This is a genomic window from Pseudomonas sp. SC3(2021) (assembly GCF_019856535.1).
Lineage (GTDB): Bacteria > Pseudomonadota > Gammaproteobacteria > Pseudomonadales > Pseudomonadaceae > Aquipseudomonas > Aquipseudomonas monsensis.
This window is the reverse complement of the sequence record NZ_CP082236.1, coordinates 1,207,084-1,229,538: the sequence shown is the minus strand read 5'-3', so window position 1 is coordinate 1,229,538 and position 22,455 is coordinate 1,207,084. Positions and strand designations below refer to the sequence as shown.

Annotated in this window: 22 protein-coding genes; 6 read left to right on the top strand and 16 right to left on the bottom strand. The window is 60.8% G+C overall.

Going from position 1 to position 22,455, the window contains the following annotated elements; all coding sequences use genetic code 11:
• Position 1 precedes the first annotated feature (1 nt).
• The 6 genes from K5Y35_RS05395 to ubiE form a co-directional block, all read right to left on the bottom strand.
• On the bottom strand, positions 2–283 hold the full coding sequence (locus tag K5Y35_RS05395; RefSeq protein ID WP_123470720.1) for a twin-arginine translocase TatA/TatE family subunit: 282 nt from the start codon (positions 281–283) through the stop codon (positions 2–4).
• A 25-nt stretch (positions 284–308) separates the two neighbouring features.
• Positions 309–641: a phosphoribosyl-ATP diphosphatase gene (locus K5Y35_RS05390; protein WP_007909355.1), complete on the bottom strand. Its 333-nt coding sequence runs from the start codon at positions 639–641 to the stop codon at positions 309–311.
• The gene (gene hisI / locus K5Y35_RS05385; protein WP_123470722.1) at positions 634–1,035 is read right to left on the bottom strand and encodes a phosphoribosyl-AMP cyclohydrolase; all 402 of its coding nucleotides are present in this window, start codon (positions 1,033–1,035) and stop codon (positions 634–636) included. The genes K5Y35_RS05390 and hisI overlap by 8 nt, the downstream gene beginning before the upstream one ends.
• A gap of 122 nt (positions 1,036–1,157) precedes the next feature.
• Positions 1,158–2,762, bottom strand: coding sequence for a ubiquinone biosynthesis regulatory protein kinase UbiB (gene ubiB, locus K5Y35_RS05380; protein ID WP_123470724.1), 1,605 nt, complete (start codon positions 2,760–2,762; stop codon positions 1,158–1,160).
• The gene (locus tag K5Y35_RS05375; RefSeq protein WP_222833831.1) at positions 2,759–3,382 is read right to left on the bottom strand and encodes an SCP2 domain-containing protein; all 624 of its coding nucleotides are present in this window, start codon (positions 3,380–3,382) and stop codon (positions 2,759–2,761) included. The genes ubiB and K5Y35_RS05375 overlap by 4 nt, the downstream gene beginning before the upstream one ends.
• Positions 3,382–4,152 (bottom strand): bifunctional demethylmenaquinone methyltransferase/2-methoxy-6-polyprenyl-1,4-benzoquinol methylase UbiE, encoded by a 771-nt coding sequence (ubiE, locus tag K5Y35_RS05370; protein WP_003220857.1) that lies wholly within the window; start codon positions 4,150–4,152, stop codon positions 3,382–3,384. Before ubiE ends, K5Y35_RS05375 begins: the two co-directional genes overlap by 1 nt.
• A 154-nt stretch (positions 4,153–4,306) precedes the next feature.
• Between ubiE and K5Y35_RS05365 the strand changes: the two genes are divergently transcribed.
• From K5Y35_RS05365 to K5Y35_RS05355, 3 genes are all read left to right on the top strand, one after another.
• Positions 4,307–4,582, top strand: coding sequence for a polyhydroxyalkanoic acid system family protein (locus tag K5Y35_RS05365; RefSeq protein ID WP_025110282.1), 276 nt, complete (start codon positions 4,307–4,309; stop codon positions 4,580–4,582).
• A gap of 231 nt (positions 4,583–4,813) precedes the next feature.
• A complete protein-coding gene (locus tag K5Y35_RS05360) occupies positions 4,814–5,236 on the top strand; it encodes a phasin family protein (RefSeq protein ID WP_123470728.1) in 423 nt (140 codons plus the stop codon).
• 10 nt (positions 5,237–5,246) lie between these two features.
• Positions 5,247–6,119, top strand: coding sequence for a phasin family protein (locus tag K5Y35_RS05355; protein ID WP_222833830.1), 873 nt, complete (start codon positions 5,247–5,249; stop codon positions 6,117–6,119).
• A 286-nt stretch (positions 6,120–6,405) separates the two neighbouring features.
• Here the strand turns inward: K5Y35_RS05355 and K5Y35_RS05350 are convergent, their stop codons facing one another.
• From K5Y35_RS05350 to K5Y35_RS05305, 10 genes are all read right to left on the bottom strand, one after another.
• Positions 6,406–7,026 carry a TetR/AcrR family transcriptional regulator gene (locus K5Y35_RS05350; RefSeq protein ID WP_123470732.1) on the bottom strand — a complete coding sequence of 207 codons (621 nt, stop codon included), beginning with the start codon at positions 7,024–7,026 and terminating at the stop codon, positions 6,406–6,408.
• Between the two features lie 30 nt (positions 7,027–7,056).
• A complete protein-coding gene (gene phaC, locus K5Y35_RS05345; RefSeq protein WP_123470734.1) occupies positions 7,057–8,739 on the bottom strand; it encodes a class II poly(R)-hydroxyalkanoic acid synthase in 1,683 nt (560 codons plus the stop codon).
• Between the two features lie 135 nt (positions 8,740–8,874).
• Positions 8,875–9,729, bottom strand: coding sequence for a poly(3-hydroxyalkanoate) depolymerase (phaZ, locus tag K5Y35_RS05340; RefSeq protein ID WP_123470735.1), 855 nt, complete (start codon positions 9,727–9,729; stop codon positions 8,875–8,877).
• Positions 9,730–9,866: 137 nt separating this feature from the next.
• Complete coding sequence (gene phaC, locus K5Y35_RS05335; protein ID WP_222833829.1) at positions 9,867–11,546, bottom strand: class II poly(R)-hydroxyalkanoic acid synthase; 1,680 nt, start codon at positions 11,544–11,546, stop codon at positions 9,867–9,869.
• A gap of 258 nt (positions 11,547–11,804) precedes the next feature.
• Positions 11,805–12,176, bottom strand: a complete 372-nt coding sequence (locus tag K5Y35_RS05330; RefSeq protein WP_123470738.1) for a gamma-butyrobetaine hydroxylase-like domain-containing protein — start codon at positions 12,174–12,176, stop codon at positions 11,805–11,807.
• Between the two features lie 76 nt (positions 12,177–12,252).
• Positions 12,253–13,590 carry an ATP-dependent protease ATPase subunit HslU gene (hslU, locus tag K5Y35_RS05325; protein WP_123470740.1) on the bottom strand — a complete coding sequence of 446 codons (1,338 nt, stop codon included), beginning with the start codon at positions 13,588–13,590 and terminating at the stop codon, positions 12,253–12,255.
• Between the two features lie 49 nt (positions 13,591–13,639).
• On the bottom strand, positions 13,640–14,176 hold the full coding sequence (gene hslV, locus K5Y35_RS05320) for an ATP-dependent protease subunit HslV (RefSeq protein WP_003220875.1): 537 nt from the start codon (positions 14,174–14,176) through the stop codon (positions 13,640–13,642).
• 286 nt (positions 14,177–14,462) lie between these two features.
• Positions 14,463–15,179, bottom strand: coding sequence for an SPOR domain-containing protein (locus K5Y35_RS05315; protein WP_123470742.1), 717 nt, complete (start codon positions 15,177–15,179; stop codon positions 14,463–14,465).
• 1 nt (position 15,180) lies between these two features.
• A complete protein-coding gene (gene argS / locus K5Y35_RS05310; protein WP_123470744.1) occupies positions 15,181–16,917 on the bottom strand; it encodes an arginine--tRNA ligase in 1,737 nt (578 codons plus the stop codon).
• A 166-nt stretch (positions 16,918–17,083) separates the two neighbouring features.
• Complete coding sequence (locus tag K5Y35_RS05305; RefSeq protein ID WP_222833828.1) at positions 17,084–19,303, bottom strand: primosomal protein N'; 2,220 nt, start codon at positions 19,301–19,303, stop codon at positions 17,084–17,086.
• Between the two features lie 288 nt (positions 19,304–19,591).
• Here K5Y35_RS05305 and rpmE point away from each other — a divergent pair, with 288 nt between their 5' ends.
• The 3 genes from rpmE to K5Y35_RS05290 all read left to right on the top strand — a co-directional run bounded on the left by rpmE (position 19,592) and on the right by K5Y35_RS05290 (position 22,086).
• Positions 19,592–19,810 (top strand): 50S ribosomal protein L31, encoded by a 219-nt coding sequence (rpmE, locus tag K5Y35_RS05300; RefSeq protein WP_123470748.1) that lies wholly within the window; start codon positions 19,592–19,594, stop codon positions 19,808–19,810.
• A 41-nt stretch (positions 19,811–19,851) separates the two neighbouring features.
• Entirely contained in the window at positions 19,852–20,634 is a 783-nt protein-coding gene (locus K5Y35_RS05295; RefSeq protein ID WP_222833827.1) for a thermonuclease family protein, read from the top strand.
• 183 nt (positions 20,635–20,817) lie between these two features.
• A complete protein-coding gene (locus tag K5Y35_RS05290) occupies positions 20,818–22,086 on the top strand; it encodes a malic enzyme-like NAD(P)-binding protein (RefSeq protein WP_003220889.1) in 1,269 nt (422 codons plus the stop codon).
• Positions 22,087–22,455: the final 369 nt, after the last annotated feature.

Here is a 22,455-nt window from a genome sequence, read left to right as displayed (position 1 = left end):
CTCACACGTCTTTGCGAATCGGCTCTTCGACTTTCTGCGCCTGCACGTCGATGGTGTGCGGCGGGTTGGCCTGAGCGGTCGTTTGCGGCTGCACCGGTGGCACCGGTTGCGCAGGCGTTACGGTCGGATCGGCAGCGGGTTTCTCGTCGTCGTTCATGGCTTTGCGGAAGCCCTTGATCGACTCACCGACGTCGGTGCCGAGGTTTTTCAGTTTCTTGGTGCCGAACACCAGCACCACGACAACCAGAATGACGATCCAGTGTTTCCAGTCAAAAATGCCCATGTTGCTGTTCCTCTCTAGAAGTTGTTCAGGCGGACGGACGCGAGGCTTTCTCGACGTGTCCGGACAGGCCGAAGCGGCGATCCAGTTCATCCAGCACGGCCTGCGGATGCTGCCCCAGTTGGGCGAGCATGACCATGCTGTGGAACCACAGGTCGGCGGTCTCGTAGATCACATCGCTGCAGTCGCCGCTGATCGCGGCGTCCTTGGCGGCAATAATGGTTTCGACCGACTCTTCGCCGACTTTCTCCAGAATCTTGTTCAAACCCTTGTGATACAGACTAGCCACATACGAGCTGTCGGCGGCTGCGCCTTTGCGCTCTTCGAGCACTTCGGCCAGGCGGGTCAGGGTGTCACTCATGTTTGTGTCCTGCGCAATAGATAGCGTGCGGGTCTTTCAGGACCGGGTCGACTGTCTTCCAGTCGCCGTTTTCGAAGACGCGGTAAAAGCAGCTTTGACGGCCGGTATGGCAAGCGATGTCGCCGATCTGTTCGACCATCAGGATGATGACGTCGGCATCACAGTCCAGACGCATTTCATGCAGGGTCTGCACATGGCCGGACTCTTCGCCCTTGCGCCACAGCTTGCCACGGGAACGTGACCAGTAGATGGCACGGTTTTCTGCCGCCGTCAGCTCCAGGGCTTCGCGGTTCATCCAGGCCATCATCAGCACACGTCCGGTTTTGTGATCCTGGGCAATGGCCGGCACCAGGCCGTCAGCGTCCCACTTGATCTCGTCCAGCCAGTTTTTCATCTTCAATTCCTGAAAAAAGCAGCTTCGAGTCTCGAGCTTCAAGCTGCAAGTAAAAGCAGGCTGCGGTGTATCTGTGTCGTCAAGCTTGCAGCTCGCAGCTTATAACTTGCAGCAGATTCGTGCTATCGGCGAACGACCAGATACAAGCCGACTGCCACCATGATGCCTGCCGGCCAATGCCCCAGTTCGTGCAACGGGCCACCGGCGGCAAGGATGGTGCCGCCTGCCAGATGAGCGCTGCCGAGCAGGCGCAGGAACCAGTCATCCTTGCGTTTGTGCCAGGGCGGTGGCGGGTCCTTGGCGTGCGGTTGGGACATGCGTTCGAGCAGGTCGCGCGCCATGTTGGCCAGATGCGGCAGCTGTTCAAACTGGCTCTGCACGTTGCCGATCAAGGTTTTCGGGCTGATGCGCTCGCGCATCCAGCGTTCGAGGAACGGCTGCGCGGTGTTCCACAGATCCAGGTCCGGGTACAACTGACGGCCGAGGCCTTCGATGTTCAGCAGAGTCTTTTGCAGCAGCACCAGCTGCGGCTGAACTTCCATGTTGAAGCGTCGTGCGGTCTGGAACAGGCGCATCAGCACCTGGCCAAATGAAATATCTTTTAACGGTTTTTCGAAGATCGGTTCGCACACGGTACGGATCGCCGCTTCGAATTCGTTGAGTTTGGTTTCCGCCGGCACCCAGCCCGAGTCGATGTGCAGTTGCGCCACGCGGCGATAGTCACGCTTGAAGAAGGCGAACAGGTTGCGCGCCAGATAGTCCTGATCTTCCGGGGTCAGGCTGCCGACGATGCCGCAGTCGATCGCAATGTACTGCGGGCTCCACGGGTTGACGGTGCTGACGAAGATATTGCCCGGGTGCATGTCGGCGTGGAAGAAACTGTCGCGGAACACTTGGGTGAAGAAGATCTCCACGCCGCGCTCGGCGAGCATCTTCATGTCGGTGCGCTGGTCGGCGAGGGTCGCCAGATCCGTCACCTGAATCCCGTAGATGCGCTCCATCACCAGCACTTTCGGCCGGCACCAGTCCCAGTAGACCTGTGGCACGTAGAGCAGCGGCGAGCCTTCGAAGTTACGTTTCAACTGGCTGGCGTTGGCCGCCTCGCGCAGCAGGTCGAGTTCGTCGTAGATGGTTTTCTCGTAGTCCTGCACCACGTCCACCGGGTGCAGCAAGCGGGCGTCGGCGGAGACTTTTTCGGCGGCGCGGGCGAGGATGAACAGCCACGCCAGATCCTGGGCGATCACCGGTTTCAGGCCCGGACGGATCACCTTGACCACCACTTCTTCGCCGGTTTTCAGCTGTGCGGCATGCACCTGCGCCACCGAGGCCGAGGCCAGCGGTTCGACGTCGAAACGGCTGAACACTTCGCTGATCTTCTTGCCCAGTTGCTCTTCGATCAGCTTGATCGACAACTGCGAATCGAACGGCGGCACGCGGTCCTGCAGCAGCATCAGCTCATCGGCGATGTCTTCCGGCAACAGGTCGCGGCGGGTCGAGAGAATCTGCCCGAACTTGATGAAGATCGGACCCAGGTCCTGCAGGGCCAGGCGCAGGCGTGCGCCACGGCTCAGGTCCAGCGGCTTGCGCGGGAACCAGCGCCACGGCAGCACATAGCGCAGCGCCAGGAGAAACCAGGGCAGCGGCAACTCGAACAGCAGGTCATCGAGGCGGTAGCGGATCACGACGCGCTGGATGCGCAACAGACGGCGGACGGCAAGCAGCTTCATGCGTTATCGCTTGGGTCGAGGGATCGGGAAAGGCGCTCGAAACGCGCCTCGAGACGTTCCAGATCAAGTTTGATCCGGTCCAGTTCGCTGAACCGCGCTTCGGCCTCGCGCTGCCCGACGAGGGTGCGCGATTCTTCGGCGAGGTATTCGGCGAGGTTCTGGTTGAGGCTGGCAAATCCTTGTTGATACCAGCGCGCGCGGCTGCGCAGATGACCGCCCACCAGCTGCGTGGCGACCGGACCCAGCCAGCGCGAGAGTTCGTACTCCCAGTCCAGCTCCAGATCCTGCAGCACGCCGGCCAGTTCCAGCAGCACGCCGCTGTCACCGTCGAGCTCGACTTCCGGGGCGTGCAGCACCGCGGTCTTGTCCTTGCTCACGGCCAGTTTCACCAGGCTCGACGCGGGCGCACGCAAGGTGCAGTCGACAGCGGTTTCCCAGTGCGCGGCCAGCATCAGGCCCTCATCGCTCGGCAGGATGAACAGTTGCAGCGCCGGGCTGCGGCAATCGACGGCAATCACCTTGCCGGTCAGATGCGCCAGCCGCGGCAGCGCCGTGCTGTCGAGACGCAGCACCCGGTTCAGACCGAGTTCAACGCTGGCGAGCAGCCCGGTGAGCAACATCAGGGCTTGATGCCGCGGTGCAGGGCGACGATGCCTGCGGTCATGTTGTGATAGGTCACGCGGTCGAAACCGGCGTCGACCATCATCGACTTCAGGGTTTCCTGATTCGGGTGCATGCGGATCGATTCGGCCAGGTAGCGATAGCTTTCCGAGTCGTTGGTGATCAGCTTGCCCATCAGCGGCATGAAGGCGAACGAGTAGGCGTCGTAGGCTTTCGACATCAGCGCGTTGGTCGGCTTGGAGAACTCCAGCACCAGCAGGCGACCGCCGGGCTTGAGCACGCGCAGCATCGAGCGCAGGGCGTCTTCTTTGTGCGTCACGTTGCGCAGGCCGAAGGCGATGGTCACGCAGTCGAAATGGTTGTCCGGGAACGGCAGCTTTTCGGCATCCGCCTGAACGAATTCGACGTTGCCCGACACCCCCAGATCCAGCAGACGATCACGGCCGACCTTGAGCATGGATTCGTTGATGTCGGCCAGCACCACCTGGCCGGTCGGGCCAACGAGATGGGAGAACTTTTTGGTCAGGTCGCCCGTGCCGCCAGCGATGTCCAGCACGCGGTTGCCGCTGCGCACGCCCGACAATTCGATCGCAAAACGCTTCCACAGACGGTGCATGCCGCCCGACAGAAGGTCGTTCATCAGGTCGTATTTCGCCGCTACCGAGTGGAAGACCTCAGCGACTTTTTCCGCTTTCTGGCTTTCCGGAACGTTTTTGAAGCCGAAGTGTGTGGTGGGTTCGGCATCGCTGCCTTTGCGCTGATCAGTCATATCGCTGTCACCAAAAGAGAATGCGCGACATTCTAATCCCCAAGCCATGCTTTGTCTTGGAATGGCTAAAGGTAAGATGGGCAACCTTCGGGACGATTTGCCGCAGACGCGGTCAAGATTTGCCGAGACCTATTCATCAAGCAGGAGTCATTCAATGGCCAAAATCAGTGTTGAGCGTGCCCACAACCTGGGCAAGGAAGCCGCCCGCGAGAAGGCCGACAAGCTGGCGCAGAAACTCTCCGATCAATATGGCCTGGAGCCGCAGTGGTCGGGCGACACCCTGAACCTCAAGCGCTCAGGCGTGAAAGGCGCGGTGCATGTGGCCGACGATTCGATCAAGGTCGATGTGGAACTGGGCATCATGATGTCGGCCATGAGCGGCATGATCAAAGCCGAGATCGAGAAGGCCCTCGACAAGGCCCTGGTCTGAAATACGATCCCCTGTAGGCGTGAGCCTGCTCGCGATTGGGGTCTGTCAGTCACCGCAATGTTGACTGACAGACCTCAATCGCGAGCAGGCTCACTCCTGCATTTGTTCTGTGGTGCTCCTGCTGTTTATGTCAGTTGTTAGGGTGCCGTTTCTAATTTTTCTCCCTACTTTGTGCCTGAGCCCGACACCTTTGCGGGCAGTTCCTCAAACCTTCTGCGCGTGAGGTGCACCATGGCCAAAGTCATTTTGAAGAAAAAAATCGACGCTTCGACTTCTGCTCTGAGCGACGTCAAATCCTATGCCCGCAAGATCTGGCTGGCAGGCCTGGGTGCCTACACCAAGGTCGGCCAAGAAGGCAGCGACTACTTTCAGGAGTTGATCAAGGCCGGTCAAACTGTTGAAAAGAAAGGCAAAAAAGCCGTCACCGAAAAACTCGAAGCAGCCAACGCCGAGATTGATGACGTCAAGGACGAAGTCAGCTCGTTCAAGGGTCGTGTCGAAGTCCAGCTCGACAAGGTCGAGAAGGCGTTCGACTCCCGTGTTGCAAGTGCCTTGAATCGTATCGGCATTCCGTCTAAACATGACGTTGAGACACTCTCTGCTAAGCTCGATGAGCTGACGGCATTGCTCGAACGCGTCGCGCGTAAATCTTAAGGAGAACGGGATGGCTGGTAAAAAGAACACCGATAAAGAAGGCAGCTCGTGGATTGGGAAAGTCGAAGACTACTCCCGCAAAATCTGGCTGGCTGGTTTAGGCGTGTACTCGAAGATCGACACTGACGGCAGCAAGCTCTTCGAGTCACTGGTCAAAGACGGCGAGAAAGCCGAGAAGCTCACCAAGACAGCAGTCGGCAAAAAAGTCGATGCCGCCAAGGACTCCGCTTCTTCGGCCAAGTCGCGCATCAGCGGCGTGAAAGATCGCGCACTGGGCAAGTGGGACGAGCTGGAAGGGGCTTTCGACAAGCGCCTGAACAGCGCGATTTCGCGCCTGGGTGTGCCAAGCCGCAATGAAGTGAAAGCGCTGCACAGCAAGGTTGAAACCCTGACCAAGCAGATCGAGAAACTCACCGGTCTGAAAACCCAACCGGTAGCGGCGAAAACCGCAGCGGCTAAACCGGCTGCGAAAACTGCCGCCAAGCCTCTGGCCAAAGCAGCGGCCAAGCCTGCAGCCAAAGCCGCTGCGAAAACCGCCGCCGCCAAGCCAGCAGCCAAAGCCGCAGCCAAGCCGGTTGCCGCTAAAGCCGCCGCGAAACCGGCAGCAAAACCTGCGACCAAAACTGCAGCTAAACCCGCCGCCAAAACCGCTGCCGCCAAACCGGCTGCCAAGCCTGCAGCGAGACCTGCTGCGGCGAAGAAACCGGCAGTGAAAAAACCGGCCGCGCCGAAAGCCGCTGCGCCGAAACCGGCCGCACCTGCTGCAGCCAAACCGGCCACCCCGGCAGCTCCGGCCAGCGCGTCGAACTCCGCCGCAGCGCCGACTCCGGCGGCCACCCCGACTGCTGTATCGACCCCGTCGACGCCAACCAGTCAGTCCTGATTCTTCAGGGCAAAACAAAACGCCCGGCCTGTGAAGGTCGGGCGTTTTTGTTTGTGCTTTTTAAAAGCTTACCCTCACCCCAGCCCTCCCGAAACGTCGGACCGCCCGGAGGGAGAGGGAGCCGACCGAGCAGTCTTGCGTCAAACATCGACCTGACAGACCGAGTCGACTATGGATTCGGCAAAACAGCCGCAGGTCGGCGTACATCTCAAGCATCCCCCAATCAGTCCCCTCTCCCTCCGGGCGGTCCGACGTTTCGGGAGGGCTAGGGTGAGGGGCTTTTGCGTCAGTCGTGATCTTCAAGGTATTGCAGGGCCATCCGCTCCGTGGCGACCTTAACCGGCGGCAGCAGATGCGGCGCCACCAGCATCATGATCTGGTAAACCACCAGACGAACCTCGCCTTCGCGATCCAGAATCCGCTGATAATCCAGCGAAAACAGCAGCGTCATAGTGATCTGCTCCACCAGTTGCCCCAACGCCTGCGTATCACTGACCAGTTGCCCCGAAGCCTTCAATCGTGCAAGCAACGAAGCGAGTGTGCGCTTCAGCGCATTGAGCAGATGACGAATGCCCTTGGCCAGCTTCGGCAAGCGCCCGGCGAGGTTCGACAGGTCCTGGAAGAGGAAGCGGTACTGCGCCAGGCGCTCGACGATCAAGTGCAGAAACAGCCAGTAGTCTTCCGGCGCCAGCTCCACATCGGCCGGCGGATCGAGCAGCGGCGCCAGCTCATTCTGGAAGCGTTCGAACAGGCCGAGAATCAACGGCTCCTTGCCGTGGAAGTGGTAATAGAGGTTGCCGGGGCTGATCCCCATTTCGTTGGCCACCTCCATGGTGGAGACGTTCGGCTCGCCTTTCTCATTGAACAACTGCAAAGCACATTCGAGAATCCGGTCGCGGGTTTTCATCCAGTCTTCTTAGAAAAATTCGGTTAAGCGTCAGCGCACACGCACGTAAGTACCGGGTGCCGCCTCCATCGGTGGATAGTTCGGGTTGCCGAGGGCCATCTGGGTTTCGTGCTGCGCCCCGGAGCGTTCCTGAATCCATGTCAGCCATTGCGGCCACCAGCTGCCCTCGACGTGTTTGCCGTCGTAGTACCAGGCGCGCGGGTCGCTGCTCATCTTGCCGTTCTCGACGTAGGCGGCCTTCGGATTGCTCGGCGGGTTGAGGATGCTTTGTACATGGCCGCTGTTGGACAGCACGAAGCGTCGATCGCCACCGAGCAGCAGGGTCGAGCGATACACCGCATCCCACGGGGTGATGTGGTCGTTCATGCCGGCGACGCTGAAGCTGTCGACGGTGACTTTCTGCAGGTCGATCGGCGTGCCGCACACCTCGAGCCCGCCCGGATGGGTCAACGGGTTGTGCTTGAAGAAGTCCAGCAGGTCGCCGTGAAATGCCGCCGGCAGGCGCGTGTTGTCGTTGTTCCAGTAGAGGATGTCGAAGGCCGGTGGCTCCTTGCCCAGCAGGTAATTGTTGACGAAGTAGCTCCAGATCAAATCGTTGGGGCGCATCCAGGCGAAGACCTTGGCCATGTCACGACCATCGAGCACACCCTTCTGATAGGAGCGGCGCTTGGCGGCTTCCAGGGTCTGCTCGTCGGCGAACAGGGTGGCCGGGGTCTCGATCTGGCTGTCCAGCAGGCTGACCAGATAGGTCGCGCTGGAAACCCGCCGCAGTTGCCGCTTGGCCTGCAAGTGACCTTGCAGCGCCGCGATGGTCAGGCCGCCGGCGCAGGCGCCCATCAGGTTGACTTCGCGCGCGCCGGTGATCGCCCGGCAGATGTTCATCGCTTCTTCTACCGCTTCGACGTAGGTCGACAGGCCCCATTCGCGATGGCGGACATCGGGGTTGCGCCAGCTGATCATGAAGGTCTGCAAGCCGTTCTTCAGGGCGTACTGGACGAAGCTGTTGTGCGGGCTCAGGTCAAAAATGTAGTACTTGTTGATTTGCGGCGGCACCACCAGCAGCGGCTTGGCGTACTGCTTTTCGCTCATCGGTTTGTACTGGATCAGCTCCAGCATCTCGTTGCGAAATACCACCGAGCCGGTGGTGGTGGCGACGGTCTTGCCGACCTCGAAAGCCTGCTTGGTCACCTGCCGTGGCAGGCCATCGTTGTGCAGCAAGTCATCGAACAGATGACTGAGGCCACGCACCAGACTGTGTCCGCCGGAGTTGAACAGCTCCTTGACCGCCAGCGGGTTGAGCAAGGTGTTGGAGGGCGCCACGGCGTCGTTGAGCAGGGTGAAGGCGAAGTGCGCGCGGGCACGATCGTCGTCGCTCATGTTGCTTTCATCTATCCAGCTTTTGACCTGTTTTTGCCAGGCCAGGTAGGCCTGCAGGCTGCGCCGGTAAAAAGGATTGAGGCTCCACGCCGGATCGGCGAAACGGCTGTCCTGCGGATTGGTCGGGTACAGGGTTTCGCCGAGGAGCACACGGCCCAGTTGGCCGCCGAGCTTCAAGGCATGCTTCGCACTGTGGATCGGGTTGCGCAGGCCATGGGCTGCCACGCTGCGCAAGGTCGAAATCAAATCCCGGCCACGCAGGCCGGTGATCGCACTTTGTGCGTTGATGAACACGGCGGGGCTGGGCACTACGCCCGTCGCTGGTTTGTCGCGCATGACTCAACACTCCTTCGTCTTCAGGCCAAAAACAAACTCACCGAACCAGAACACCATAGTCGCTGTTGCGGGTTGCTGCCTGCGCGGCGTCCTGCCGCGCACTTCCTGACGCTTGCATAAAGCCTGCCGCAGCAGCTAGCCGCCCAGCGGTGTCGGGTGCGGGTGCATCACTGCACGCTGACGTTCCTCCTGGAGAAATTTCATGATGATCGGCGCCACCGCTTCGGCACGGGTAATCAGGAACAGATGACCGTCGTCGATGATGTGCAGTTGGGCATTGGGAATGCGCCAGGCGAGCATGCGCATGTTGATCAGCGGGATCAGTGGATCGTCATCGCCGGCCAGCACCAGCGTCGGCTGGTGGATCTTGTGCAGCCAGTGAATGCTGGTCCAGCCCAGCCCGGCGAACAGTTGCCAGTAGTAACCGAGCTTGCCCGCCGAACGCACCTTGGCGGCATGGCTGGCAGCCAGGGTCGGGTCGCGACGGAACGAGCCGCCATAGATCAGCGGCGCGATCCGGATCACGTGCGAGGGTTGGATATAGCGCCGTGGACTGGCCATCATCCACAGCACCTTGGGTTTGCCCGGCACCATGAACGCACCGGCGGCGGTCGCCGCCAGCACCAGTTTCTTGCAGCGCTCGGGGTAGTCGTGGGCAAACTGCTGGGCCAGCGCACCGCCCCAGGACACGCCGATCACGTTGACCTGACCGTAGTCGAGGTAGTCGAGCATCCGCGCCGTCAGCTTGGCCAGCCCGGGAAAGCGATACGGCCGGTTCGGCGTCGATGAGCCGCCGACACCGGGCACGTCGAAGGCGATCACTTCCAGATCCGGGTCCAGCGCCGCGACGAACGGAAACACCAGCTCCAGGTTGGCGCCGATGCCGTTGAAAATCAGCAAGGGCGTCAAATGAGGCTTGCCGGGGCGTACCGCAGTGCGGAGGGTCTGGCCATCCAGATCGACGGTACGGAATATGAACGGATGCGGCATGCTTCAGGCCCTGTGGATGGAGTCTGTTTCTCAAATTTATAACTGTGGGAGCGAGCTTGCTCGCGAATGCGGTCAATCATTCAACATTGATGGTGACTGACACGACGCTTTCGCGAGCAAGCTCGCTCCCACAGGTTTTACCGCTCGTGAACGTAAGTGCCCGGCGATGCTTCACCTGGCGCGTACGCTTTGTTGCCCAGTTTGGTCGGTGCCTTTTTCAGGTTGCCCGAGCGCTCGGCCTGCCACGCCTGCCAGTACAGCCACCAGGAGTCGGTGTGCTTGGTCGAGTTCTCTTGCCATTCATCGGCATTTGCGGCCATGCCTTCGCTGGTCATGTAGCGCGATTTCGGGTTGCCCGGCGGATTCAGAATGCTCTGGATATGCCCGCTGCTCGACAACACGAACTCGACTTTGCCACCAAACAGCTGCGCCGACTTGTAGCAGGACTTCCATGGGGTGATGTGGTCGTTGGTGCCGGCCAGCGAGAAGATGTCGGCCGTGACCTGCTTGAGGTCGATCGGCGTACCGCACACTTCCAGTGCATTGGGGCGGATCAGTGGGTTGTTTTTGAACATCTCGATCAGGTCGCCGTGGAACGCTGCGGGCAACCTTGTGGTGTCGTTGTTCCAGAACAGGATGTCGAACACCGGGGGCTCGTTGCCGAGCAGGTAGTTGTTGACCCAGTAGTTCCAGATCAGGTCGTTGGGGCGCATCCACGCGAAAACCTTGGCCATGTCTTTGCCTTCGAGCACACCGGCCTGGTACGAGTGACGCTTGGCGGTCTCCAGGGTCTGCTCGTCGACGAACAGGGCCACGTCGCTGTCGAGGGTGGTGTCGAGCACGCTGACCAGCAGGGTCAGCGCGTTGACCTTGTTCTCGCCGAGGGCGGCGTAGTGGCCGAGCAGGGCGGTGCAAGTGATGCCACCGGAGCAGGCGCCGAGCATGTTCACGTCTTTGCTGCCGGTGATCGCCGTGACCACGTCGACCGCTTCCTTGAGCGCATCAATGTAGGTCGACAGGCCCCACTCGCGCTGGGCCTTGGTCGGGTTGCGCCAGCTGACGATGAACGTCTGCACGTTATTGCGCAGGCAGAAACGCGCCAGGCTCTTGTCCGGGCTCAAATCGAATACGTAGAACTTGTTGATCTGTGGCGGTACCACCAGCAGTGGACGCTCGTGGACCTGCTCGGTGATCGGCTTGTACTGGATCAGTTCCAGCACGTCGTTGCGAAACACCACGGCGCCTTCGGTCACGCCGAGGCTCTTGCCGACTTCGAACGCGCCCATGTTGACCTGGCTCGGCATACCGCCGTTGTGCACCAGATCCTTGGCCAGATGCGAGAGACCGTCGAGCAGGCTTTTGCCGCCGGTCTCGAAGAAGCGTTTTACCGCGGCCGGGTTGGCGGCGGTGTTGGTCGGGGCCATCGCTTCGGTCATCAGATTGATGACGAAGTGGCCGCGCGCGATGTCTTTGGGTGAGAGGTTGCTGTCATCAATCCAGGCGTGGAGTTCCTTGCGCCACGCCAGGTAAGTTTGCAGATAACGTTTGTAGAGCGGGTTCTGGCTCCACGCAGGATCGGTGAAGCGACGGTCATCGCCAGCCGGTTGCAGTTCGGATTTGCCAAACAACACGTTCTTCAGTTCGAGGCCGAAATGGGTGACGTGCCTGACGCTATGGATCGGTTGTTTTATGGCCTGTCTCAGCACCATACGAGCAGAGGCCAGCAGATCCTTTCCGCGTAGCCCAACGACGGGATTAAGCCCCAGGGTGTTTTCCGAGGCTTGGTACTTCAGGTCATCGTTATTCTTGTTACTCATCTACGACGCTCCATTGTCCTGAGACGAGTACCCGGTTTTGCACTGTGCAGTTCCACAGCCAATGCCAGGTACTACTGCTCGGGTGACCGTTAATTCTGCATAGCTGCTTTACAGTCGTAGAGCACTGCAGGGAACTTGCCAGCTCCATTGGTTACCCGAGTTTAATTTTTTTCGCAAGCGGGCCGATCCTCGGCCACACAGCGGAGCATTCAAACAGATGAATTTAGAAAATGCCCTCTAAAGAGCAAGAGTCTCGGACTAGAGCATCAGCTTGACGATCGACTCGTCCGGATCGCGGGTTTTTCCGGCGGCTTTGAGTTCAGCGAGATAGTCGGCCCAGAGTGCGTCATAACGTCGCCCCAGTTCGTAGAGATAATCCCAAGTGAACAAGCCGCTGTCGTGGCCGTCGTCGAAGGTCAGTTTCAGTGCGTAGTGACCGGCCGGTTCCAGCTTGCTCAGACCGACGTTGATCTTGCCGAATTGCAGGATCGGTTTGCCGTGGCCCTGGACCTCGGCGGAGGGGGAATGCACGCGCAGGAATTCGGCGGGCAGGGTGTACTCCTCGCCGGACGCGTAAGTGAGCGTCAGGGTTTTCGAGGCTTTGTGCAGTTTGATGTCGGTAGGAATCATAGGAAAAGCCTTCAGCTGCGAGCTACAAGCGGCAAGCTTAACTCAGCTTGCCGCTCGCAGCTTGCGGCTTGCCGCTCTACAGAATGTAGCGGGACAGGTCTTCGTTCTGCGCCAATTCGCCGAGGTGGCTGTTGACGTACTCGGCGTCGATCAGAATCGGCTTTTCATCGTGCGTGCTGGCGAGGTCGCCGGCACTGAACGACACCTCTTCGAGCAGACGCTCAAGCAGGGTGTGCAGGCGACGGGCACCGATGTTCTCGGTCTTCTCGTTGACCTGCCAGGCGATCTCCGCCAGACGCTTGATGCCTTCCGGCTGGAACTGGATGTTCAGGCCTTCGGTTTTCAACAGCGCGCAGTATTGCTCGGTGAGCGATGCATGCGGTTCGCTGAGGATGCGTTCGAAGTCTTCCGGGCTCAGGGCCTTGAGTTCGACGCGGATCGGCAGACGACCCTGAAGTTCAGGCACCAGGTCGCTCGGCTTGCTCAGGTGGAACGCGCCGGACGCAATGAACAGGATGTGGTCAGTCTTGACCATGCCCAGTTTGGTGTTGACGGTGCAGCCTTCGATCAGCGGCAGCAGGTCGCGCTGTACGCCCTCACGGGACACATCGGCACCGCCGACATTGCCGCGCTTGGCGACCTTGTCGATCTCGTCGATGAACACGATGCCGTGCTGTTCAACGGCTTCCAGCGCCTTGGCTTTCAGCTCTTCTTCGTTGACCAGGCGCCCGGCTTCTTCGTCGCGCACCAGCTTCAGTGCTTCTTTGACCTTGAGCTTGCGCGCCTTCTTCTTGCCCTTGCCCATATTGGCGAACAGCGATTGCAGCTGGTTGGTCATCTCCTCCATGCCAGGCGGCGTGGCGATTTCGATGCCGGACACCTCGGCCACTTCGATCTCGATTTCCTTGTCATCCAGCTGACCTTCGCGCAGGCGCTTGCGGAACAGCTGACGGGTGTTGGAGTCGGTGCTCGGCGCTTCTTCATTGCTAAAGCCCATGCGCGCCGGCGGCAGCAGTGCGTCGAGGATACGGTCCTCGGCAGCGTCTTCGGCGCGATGACGCACGCGAGTCATTTCCTGCTCGCGAAGCATCTTGATCGCGGCGTCGGCCAGATCACGGATGATCGATTCGACGTCACGGCCGACGTAGCCGACTTCGGTGAACTTGGTCGCTTCGACTTTGATGAACGGCGCGTTGGCCAGTTTCGCCAAACGACGGGCGATCTCGGTTTTACCGACACCGGTCGGGCCGATCATCAGGATGTTTTTCGGGGTCACTTCAACGCGCAGCTCTTCAGGCAGCTGCATGCGGCGCCAGCGGTTGCGCAGGGCAATCGCGACGGCGCGCTTGGCATCGTCCTGGCCGATGATATGGCGGTTGAGTTCGTGGACGATTTCGCGGGGAGTCATGGACATAGTAATTGACGGTCCTCAAGCAGAAACAAGCCGTGGCACAGGGGCCGTATCAGGCTTCTTCAGCGAGATCCTGCTCCTCAATGGTCTGAGTGTGGTTGGTGAATACGCAGATGTCGGCAGCGATGCCCAGTGCGGTTTCGACGATTTCACGGGCCGACAGGTCGGTCTTTTTCAACAGCGCGCTGGCCGCAGCCTGGGCGTAACCGCCACCGGAACCCATGGCGATCAGGCCATTCTCGGGTTCGACCACGTCGCCGTTGCCGGTGATGATCAGGGATGCGTCCTTGTTGGCGACCGCGAGCATGGCTTCGAGGCGGCTCAGGGAGCGGTCGGTGCGCCATTCTTTGGCGAGTTCGACGGCGGCGCGGATCAGGTGGCCCTGATGTTTCTCGAGTTGGCCTTCGAAACGTTCGAACAGGGTAAAGGCGTCGGCGGTGGCACCGGCGAAACCGGCGATGACCTGGCCGTGGTACAGGCGACGCACCTTTTTGGCGTTGCCTTTCATCACGGTATTGCCGAGAGAAACCTGGCCGTCGCCGCCCATGACGACTTTGCCGTGGCGGCGGACTGAAACGATGGTGGTCAAGGGAGAGTCTCCACGCAGCGGGGCGAAAATGCCTTATGCCCATTCATATGGGGGTGCTGGAGAGGATTTCAACCGGGGAGGGCAATGGGAGACGAATGGTGTGTGTTGACTGTGGCGAGGGGATTTATCGCCGTTCGGCTGCGAAGCAGTCGCCAAACCATCCTTCGCGGTGGGCCTGATGCACCGCAATTGCTGGTTTTGGGGCCGCTTCGCGACCCAGCGGGGATAAATCCCCTCGCCACAGGGATTGTGGGCAACCAAAAAGTGAGGCGCCCACGGGAGACTATCAGCGGCTCTGGCGCTGTTGTAACAACAGGTTGCTGAAGCCGGCGCCGGCCAGTTGTTTCTGGGCCGTGGTCAGTTGTTCGCGGTTGCTGAACGGGCCGACCAATACGCGGTACCAGGTCTCATCCTTCACGGTGCCGGACTCAACCGCCACGGCCTGGCCGAGCAGAATGATCTGTGCACGGACCTTGTCGGCATCCGCCTCTTTGCGGAACGAACCCGCCTGGAGGAAGAATTTGGTCACGGGCGCCGCTTTGCTCACCGGTGGCGCTGGCGGCGGGGTGATCCCGGCCAGTGCTGCCTGCGCGCGCGCGGTGTCGATCTTCGCCGCTTCCGCAGGGGTGACCGGCGTCGTCGGGATCGCCGGCACTTGCGGCGTCGGCAGGGTTTTCTCCGGCACGGCGTCCGGCGGCACGATCACTTCCGATTCCGGCAGCAGGGTGTAGAAGTCGTACTTCGGCTTCACCGGTTGCGTCGGGCTCGGCGGGGTCTTGTTGGCCTCGGCGATCTTCGACGCTTTCTGCTGCTGCGCCTGTTCGACCTTCTCGCGCTTGACCGTGTCGCTGCCCTTGCCCGGCTCCAGTTTCATCAGGAACACGATGAACGCGCCGACCGTCAGGCCGATGGCCATCCACAGCCAACCCGGAATCGGTTGCTTCGCAGGAGCTTGGTAACGGCTGGCGCCACGCTTGGGTGCAGGTTTTTTCTTGGCAGCCAACTTACATACGCTCCAGAGTTTCCAGGCCCAACAGTTCCAGGCCTTGCTTGAGAGTACGACCGGTCAGCGCGGCCAGACGCAGACGGCTCTGCATCTGGGCCGGCGTTTCGGCGGCGAGGATCGGGCAGTTCTCGTAGAAGCTGGAGAACAGGCCGGCAACGTCGTACAGATAGGTGCAGAGAATGTGCGGCGTGCCTTTGTCGGACACGTTGTTCAGCACTTCGCCGAACTGCGCAAGTTTCGCCGCCAGCTCTTGCTCGTGCGCGGCTTCCAGCACGATCTGGCCATCGACTTCGCTGAAGTCCTTGCCCAGTTTGCGGAACACCCCGGCCACACGGGTATAGGCGTACAGCAGGTACGGCGCGGTATTGCCTTCGAAGTTGAGCATCAGGTCGAAGTTGAAGCTGTAGTCGCTGGTGCGGTGTTTCGACAGGTCGGCGTATTTCACCGCACCGATGCCGACCACCTTGGCGATGTTGCGCAGTTCGTCTTCGGCCAGTTCCGGGTTCTTTTCTTTCACCAGGTTGTAGGCACGTTCCTGTGCTTCGGTGAGCAGGTCGATCAGCTTCACGGTGCCGCCGTCACGGGTCTTGAACGGACGGCCATCGGCGCCGTTCATGGTGCCGAAGCCCATGTGCTCCATCTCCATCGGATGGGTGACAAAACCGGCCTTGCGCGCCACGGCAAACACTTGCTGGAAGTGCAGGGCCTGACGCTGGTCGACGAAGTACAGCGCGCGGTCGGCCTTGAGCTTGCCGCTGCGGTAGCGCACAGCCGCCAGGTCAGTGGTGGCGTACAGGTAGCCGCCGTCGGCCTTGACGATGATCACCGGCAGCGGGTCGCCGTCGGCGTTCTTGAACTCGTCGAGGAACACGCACTGGGCGCCGTTGCTCTCGACCAGCATGCCGGCGGCTTTCAGGTCGTTTACCACATTTATCAAGTCGTCGTTGTAGGCGCTTTCGCCCATCACGTCGGCCATGGTCAGTTTGACGTTGAGCAGTTCGTAGATCTTCTGGCAGTGCGACAGCGAGATGTCCTTGAACTTGGTCCACAGCGCCAGGCACTCGGCGTCGCCGGCCTGCAGCTTGACCACCAGACCACGGGCACGGTCGGCGAACTCTTCGGACTCGTCGAAACGCTGCTTGGCGGCGCGGTAGAAGTTTTCCAGGTCGGACAGCTCGTCGCTGGTGATCGGGTTTTCCTGCAGATAAGCCATCAACATGCCGAACTGGGTGCCCCAGTCGCCCACGTGGTTCTGGCGGATCACGTCGTCGCCGAGGAATTCCAGCACGCGGGCCACGCCGTCGCCGATGATGGTCGAGCGCAAGTGGCCGACGTGCATCTCTTTGGCCAGGTTCGGCGCCGACAGGTCAACCACGGTGCGCTGCGCCGGGCCGGCCTTGCGCACGCCGACGTGAGCGTCGGCCAGGGCGGCATCGAGGCGATTGGCCAGGGCCTGGGTGTTCTGGAAGAAATTGATGAAGCCCGGGCCGGCGATTTCGGCCTTGGTGACGTTTTCGTCGGCCGGCAGCGCGGCGATGATTTTTTCCGCCAGATCGCGCGGCTTCATGCCCGCAGGCTTGGCCAGCATCATGGCGATGTTGCTGGCGAAGTCGCCGTGGGTCTTGTCGCGGGCGTTCTCCACCTGAATCGCCGGCGACAGGCCTTCAGGCAACACACCTTCGTTGACGAGTTGGGTGAGGGCTTGTTGGATCAGCTGGCGAATGGTGTCTTTCATGGTCTTCTCTTTCGACCGCAAGCGCGGCGGCGCATCAATGCGCGGGTGGAAAAACTGGGCATTATCCGTTGCGAAGACGGGCTTGCCAACCTTAGCAGGCCGCTTATGGATATGTGGTGACATCAAAGGCAAAAGATCGCAGTCTGCGGCAGCGATCTATTGAGCTTCAGTACAAATCGACCGGATCAACATCCAGCGACCAGCGCACCGCCCGCCCGCTCGGCATCTGCTCCAGCACCAGCAACCAACTGGCGAGCAACCGATGCAGAGGCGCTCGTGCTGTCGCCTGCAACAACAACTGCGCGCGATAGCGCCCGGCCCGCCGTTCCATCGGCGCCGGCACCGGCCCGAGCAACTCAATCCCGCTCAGATGCTGCTCGGCCAGCAAGCGTTCGGCCTCGCTGCACGCTTCATCGAGAAAGCCTTCAGCCTGCCCCGGCTTGTGCGCTTCGGCACGCAACAGCGCCAGATGCGCAAACGGCGGCAGCCCCGCAGCGCGGCGCTCACTCAGGGCCTGCTCGGCAAAGGCGAAATAACCCTGCTCGGTCAACTGCACCAATAAAGGATGGTCGGCCAGGTGTGTCTGGATGATCACCTTGCCCGGCTCTTCTGCCCGCCCGGCGCGCCCGGCCACCTGCACGATCAACTGCGCCATACGCTCACTGGCGCGGAAGTCGCCGGAGAACAGGCCGCCATCGGCATCGAGGATCGACACCAGCGTGACGCGCGGAAAATGGTGCCCCTTGGCCAGCATCTGCGTGCCGACCAGAATGCACGGCTGACCCTTCTGGATCGTCGCGAACAACTGATTCATCGCGTCCTTGCGCGAGGTGCTGTCGCGATCGACCCGCAGCACCGGGTAATCGGGAAACAGAATCGCCAGCCGCTCTTCGGCCCGCTCGGTGCCGGCGCCCACCGGGCGCAGATCGACCTTGTTGCACTTCGGGCACTGGCGCGGCGTGCGTTCGACATAACCGCAGTGATGGCAGCGCAATTCGCCGTAGCGTTGGTGCACGGTCATCCGCGCGTCACAGCGCGAACACTCGGACATCCAGCCGCAATCGTGGCACAGCAACGTCGGGGCGAAACCGCGACGGTTGAGGAACACCAGCACTTGTTGGCCATTGGCGAGGGTCTGGCCGATGGCTTGCTGCATCGGTCCGGAAATGCCGCTGTCCAGTGGACGGCTTTTCACATCCAGCCGCAAGAAACGGGGTTGCTTGGCACCGCCGGCACGCTCATTCAGGCGCAGGAGCCCATACCGTCCAGTGTAGGCGTTGTGCAGGCTTTCCAGCGAAGGCGTGGCGGAGCCGAGGACGATCGGGATGTTTTCCTGCCGTGCGCGTACCAGTGCCAGATCCCGGGCGTGGTAGCGCAAACCTTCCTGCTGCTTATAAGAGCCGTCGTGCTCTTCGTCGATGATGATCAGCCCCGGGTTCTTCATTGGGGTGAACAGCGCCGAGCGGGTGCCGATAATAATGTCGGCCTCGCCATCACGGGCCGCGAGCCAGGCGTCAAGGCGTTCGCGGTCGTTGACGGCCGAATGCAGCAAGGCGATGCGCGCATTGAAACGCTGTTCGAAGCGCGCCAGGGTTTGCGGGCCGAGGTTGATCTCCGGGATCAGCACCAGCGCCTGTTTGCCGGCTTCGAGGGTTTCGCGGATCAGCTGTAAATAGACTTCGGTCTTGCCGCTGCCCGTGACCCCGGCCAGCAGAAAAGCGTGATAGCTGTCGAACCCGGCCCGGATTGCTTCGTAAGCGGCGCGTTGTTCGGTGTTGAGTGGCAACTCCGGCTGGGCCAGCCAGTGTTCATGGCGAACGCCGGGGGCGTGGCGCCGGATCTCCACTTGCACCAGGTTCTTCGCCAGCAGCAGGTCGAGGCTGTCTTTGCTCAGCATCAGTTTGCTCAACAACTGATGGGCCACACCGTGCGGGTGCTGCGCCAGTGTCGCCAGTGCTTCACGCTGGCGCGGGGCGCGGGCGATGCGCGGATCATCGAGGCTGGCGCCAGGTACGACCGACCAGAAGCGCTCCTGGCGGGCCTCGGCCAGTTCGCCCTGGCGCAGTAATACCGGCAGGGCCCAGCTCAAGGTGTCGCCGAGGCTGTGCTGGTAATACTGCGACGTCCACAGGCACAGCTTGAACAGTGCTGGCGGCAACGGCGGCTCGGCATCAAGCAGGGCCAGCGCCGGTTTGAGTTTTTCTGCCGGTACTTCGCTGGTGTCGGTGATCTCGACCAGAATCCCGATCATCTCCCGTCGCCCGAACGGCACCCGCAGGCGCATGCCCGGTTGCAACTGGGCGCGCAGCACGCCGGCCGGCGCCCGATAGTCGAACAGGCGGCGCAAGGGCGAAGGCAGGGCGAGGCGCAGAATGGCGTCGGGCACGCGGGGGGATCTCTATAAGCGCAAAATAAGGTAGTGAGCGCAGATCAATTGTGGGAGCGAGCTTGCTCGCGAACGCGGTGTGTCAGGCACTGAGTCATCAACTGGCACACCGCATTCGCGAGCAAGCTCGCTCCCACAGTGGAGTACGTTCAAGGCCGGGAGCCTAGCAGACGGTCGGTCTCAGGGACAGCTTGCGCGATTGACATTGTCTGGTAGAATCCGCGGCCTAATTACGTGCGGTATTCAACAATCGTGTTGGGTGGCGGCACGCTAGCTGAGGAAGACATCATGAAAGCTGATATCCACCCGAATTACCCAGAAATCGCTGTTACCTGCTCGTGCGGTAACAAGTTCGAAACTCGTTCGACCTTCGGCAAAGCCCTGGCGATCGACGTTTGCAACGAATGCCACCCGTTCTACACCGGTAAGCAGAAGACTCTGGACACCGGTGGTCGCGTTCAGAAGTTCGCCGACCGTTTCGGTGCTTTCGGCGCGAAAAAGGCCTAAGGCCCTTCATTCTGGAAAACCTCAGCGGCTTTTCCGGTCTGATGAAAAAGGCGTCCCTTGCGGGCGCCTTTTTTGTGTCCGCGATTTGGCTTTCCGGGGCTCAGGCCTTCTGTCCGGCGCCTGTGGGGTTGCCGAGCGTCGCCGTACAGCGCGTCGTTGATGGTGACACGGTGCGCCTGAGCGATGGCCGCAGTGTGCGCATGATCGGCCTCAACACGCCGGAATTGGGCAAGCAGGGTCGCAGCGATGAACCTTTTGCCGTGGCGGCACGCCAGCGTCTGCAAGCGTTGATTGATGACAGTGGCGGACAAGTCGTTGTGCTCCCCGGCAAGCAAGCGAAAGACCATTACGGGCGTACGCTCGCCCACCTCTATAACGTCAGCGGCGCCAACCTTGAGGCGCAAATGCTGGCTGACGGTCTTGGCTTCCAGGTCGCGGTAGCGCCGAATGTCGATCTTGTTGCCTGTCAGCAGGCTGCCGAACGCAGTGCGCGACAGGCTGGCCGAGGCCTTTGGCGACAGTCACCTGTACTGAAAGCGGAGCAGATCCAGCGCTCGGGTTTCGCCGTGCTCAGCGGTCGTGTGAGCAAAGTGCAGCGCAATCGGGGCGGAGTCTGGATCGAGTTGCAGGGCGCCGTTGTATTGCGTGTTGCACCCAATCTCGTCGGACAATTCGACATGGCGCGCTTGCAAGCGCTGCAGGGCAGGCAGATCGAGGCCCGGGGCTGGGTGGTCGACCGTTCGCGGCGCGGTGGATTGCAGGCGGGCCAGCCGCGCTGGCTGCTTCCGTTGACCGATCCGGCCATGATGCGCAGTTCTCGCTGAAGAAAAATTGTAGACATTTTTTCTGTCGATTGTGAACAGTCCAGCCCTTGTGCGCCGTGGCTCTTGGCCCAAAGTCGTAGGACAGGGCGCTTGACAGGGGTGACTGCTCAGTCTTGTGGGGACTTTGCGAGGCGCGTATCCTCGCTGACCAGTCTGTCCAACAGTAAAAAGCGGAATGCCAAAATGTCTGATCTGAAAACTGCCGCTCTCGAATATCATGCCAATCCTCGTCCAGGGAAGCTGAGTGTCGAGCTCACCAAGGCCACTGCTACCGCCCGCGACCTGTCGCTGGCCTACAGCCCCGGCGTAGCTGAACCAGTGCGTGAGATCGCTCGCGATCCTGAACTGGCCTACAAATACACCGGCAAGGGCAACCTGGTTGCAGTCATTTCCGATGGCACCGCGATTCTGGGTCTGGGTAACCTCGGCCCGCTGGCTTCCAAGCCGGTAATGGAAGGTAAAGGCGTACTGTTCAAGCGCTTCGCCGGTATCGACGTGTTCGATATCGAAGTCGACTCCGAAAGCCCGCAAGCCTTCATCGACACCGTAAAACGCATCTCCATCACCTTCGGTGGCATCAACCTGGAAGACATCAAGGCACCTGAGTGCTTCGAGATCGAACGTGCTCTGATCGAGCAGTGCGACATTCCGGTATTCCACGATGACCAGCACGGCACCGCGATCGTGACCGCTGCGGGCATGATCAACGCCCTGGAAATCGCCGGCAAAACCCTGCCGGAAGCGAAGATCGTCTGCCTCGGCGCTGGCGCTGCGGCCATCTCCTGCATGAAGTTGCTGGTGAGCATGGGCGCAAAAATCGAAAACATCTTCATGGTTGACCGTACCGGCGTGATCCACTCCGGCCGTGACGACCTGAACCAGTACAAAGCGGTATTCGCTCACGCCACCGACAAGCGCAGCCTGGCTGACGCTCTGAAAGGCGCTGACGTGTTCGTCGGTCTGTCCGGCCCGAACCTGCTGAGCGCTGAAGGCCTGCTGTCGATGGCGGCCAACCCGATCGTCTTCGCCTGCTCGAACCCGGATCCGGAAATCTCCCCGGAACTGGCACACGCTACCCGCAGCGATGTGATCATGGCCACCGGTCGTTCCGACTACCCGAACCAGGTCAACAACGTACTGGGCTTCCCGTTCATCTTCCGTGGTGCCCTGGACGTTCGCGCCAAGCGCATCAACGAAGAAATGAAAGTGGCCGCGGCCAACGCCCTGCGTGAACTGGCCAAACTGCCAGTGCCGCAAGACGTGTGCGATGCCTACGGTGGTGCCCCGCTGGAATTCGGTCGTGAGTACATCATTCCGAAGCCAATGGACAAGCGCCTGATCACCCTGATCTCCGACGCTGTGGCCAAAGCCGCGATCGAGACCGGTGTGGCCACCCTGCCGTATCCGAAGAACTACCCGCTGAAAAGCGTGGATGACGTGTTCAACGGCTAAGTCGTTGTAGCGCTTCAAACAAAAGCCCCGGCTTGTGAGAGTCGGGGCTTTTTTATGCCTGAAGATCAAGAGCCCCTCACCCTAGCCCTCTCCCAGAGGGAGAGGGGACTGATTGGGGGATGCTCGGGAGTTGCGCCGACCTGAAAGTGCTGTGCTGAATCCATAATCGACACCACACTTTCAGGTCGGTGTATGACCCCAGACAACTCGGTCAGTCCCCTCTCCCTCCGGGAGGGAGAGGGGGCTGATTGGGGGATGCTCCAGAGTTGCGCCGACCTGAAAGTGCTGTGCCGAATCTATAGTCGACACCACACTTTCAGGTCGGTGTATGACCCCAGACAACTCGGTCAGTCCCCTCTCCCTCCGGGA

What these genes read in the sequence shown, in the direction of transcription:
- K5Y35_RS05395 (WP_123470720.1), bottom strand. Translation starts at nt 283, where the DNA reads ATGGGCATTTTTGACTGGAAACACTGGATCGTCATTCTGGTTGTCGTG.
- phaZ (WP_123470735.1), bottom strand. Translation starts at nt 9,729, where the DNA reads ATGCCGCATCCGTTCATATTCCGTACCGTCGATCTGGATGGCCAGACC.
- K5Y35_RS05295 (WP_222833827.1), top strand. Translation starts at nt 19,852, where the DNA reads ATGAAAAAGGCGTCCCTTGCGGGCGCCTTTTTTGTGTCCGCGATTTGG.
- K5Y35_RS05290 (WP_003220889.1), top strand. Translation starts at nt 20,818, where the DNA reads ATGTCTGATCTGAAAACTGCCGCTCTCGAATATCATGCCAATCCTCGT.
- phaC (WP_123470734.1), bottom strand. Translation starts at nt 8,739, where the DNA reads ATGCGCGACAAACCAGCGACGGGCGTAGTGCCCAGCCCCGCCGTGTTC.
- hisI (WP_123470722.1), bottom strand. Translation starts at nt 1,035, where the DNA reads ATGAAAAACTGGCTGGACGAGATCAAGTGGGACGCTGACGGCCTGGTG.
- ubiE (WP_003220857.1), bottom strand. Translation starts at nt 4,152, where the DNA reads ATGACTGATCAGCGCAAAGGCAGCGATGCCGAACCCACCACACACTTC.
- K5Y35_RS05350 (WP_123470732.1), bottom strand. Translation starts at nt 7,026, where the DNA reads ATGAAAACCCGCGACCGGATTCTCGAATGTGCTTTGCAGTTGTTCAAT.
- K5Y35_RS05375 (WP_222833831.1), bottom strand. Translation starts at nt 3,382, where the DNA reads ATGTTGCTCACCGGGCTGCTCGCCAGCGTTGAACTCGGTCTGAACCGG.
- rpmE (WP_123470748.1), top strand. Translation starts at nt 19,592, where the DNA reads ATGAAAGCTGATATCCACCCGAATTACCCAGAAATCGCTGTTACCTGC.
- phaC (WP_222833829.1), bottom strand. Translation starts at nt 11,546, where the DNA reads ATGAGTAACAAGAATAACGATGACCTGAAGTACCAAGCCTCGGAAAAC.
- K5Y35_RS05355 (WP_222833830.1), top strand. Translation starts at nt 5,247, where the DNA reads ATGGCTGGTAAAAAGAACACCGATAAAGAAGGCAGCTCGTGGATTGGG.
- K5Y35_RS05360 (WP_123470728.1), top strand. Translation starts at nt 4,814, where the DNA reads ATGGCCAAAGTCATTTTGAAGAAAAAAATCGACGCTTCGACTTCTGCT.
- K5Y35_RS05330 (WP_123470738.1), bottom strand. Translation starts at nt 12,176, where the DNA reads ATGATTCCTACCGACATCAAACTGCACAAAGCCTCGAAAACCCTGACG.
- K5Y35_RS05365 (WP_025110282.1), top strand. Translation starts at nt 4,307, where the DNA reads ATGGCCAAAATCAGTGTTGAGCGTGCCCACAACCTGGGCAAGGAAGCC.
- hslU (WP_123470740.1), bottom strand. Translation starts at nt 13,590, where the DNA reads ATGTCCATGACTCCCCGCGAAATCGTCCACGAACTCAACCGCCATATC.
- K5Y35_RS05390 (WP_007909355.1), bottom strand. Translation starts at nt 641, where the DNA reads ATGAGTGACACCCTGACCCGCCTGGCCGAAGTGCTCGAAGAGCGCAAA.
- ubiB (WP_123470724.1), bottom strand. Translation starts at nt 2,762, where the DNA reads ATGAAGCTGCTTGCCGTCCGCCGTCTGTTGCGCATCCAGCGCGTCGTG.
- argS (WP_123470744.1), bottom strand. Translation starts at nt 16,917, where the DNA reads ATGAAAGACACCATTCGCCAGCTGATCCAACAAGCCCTCACCCAACTC.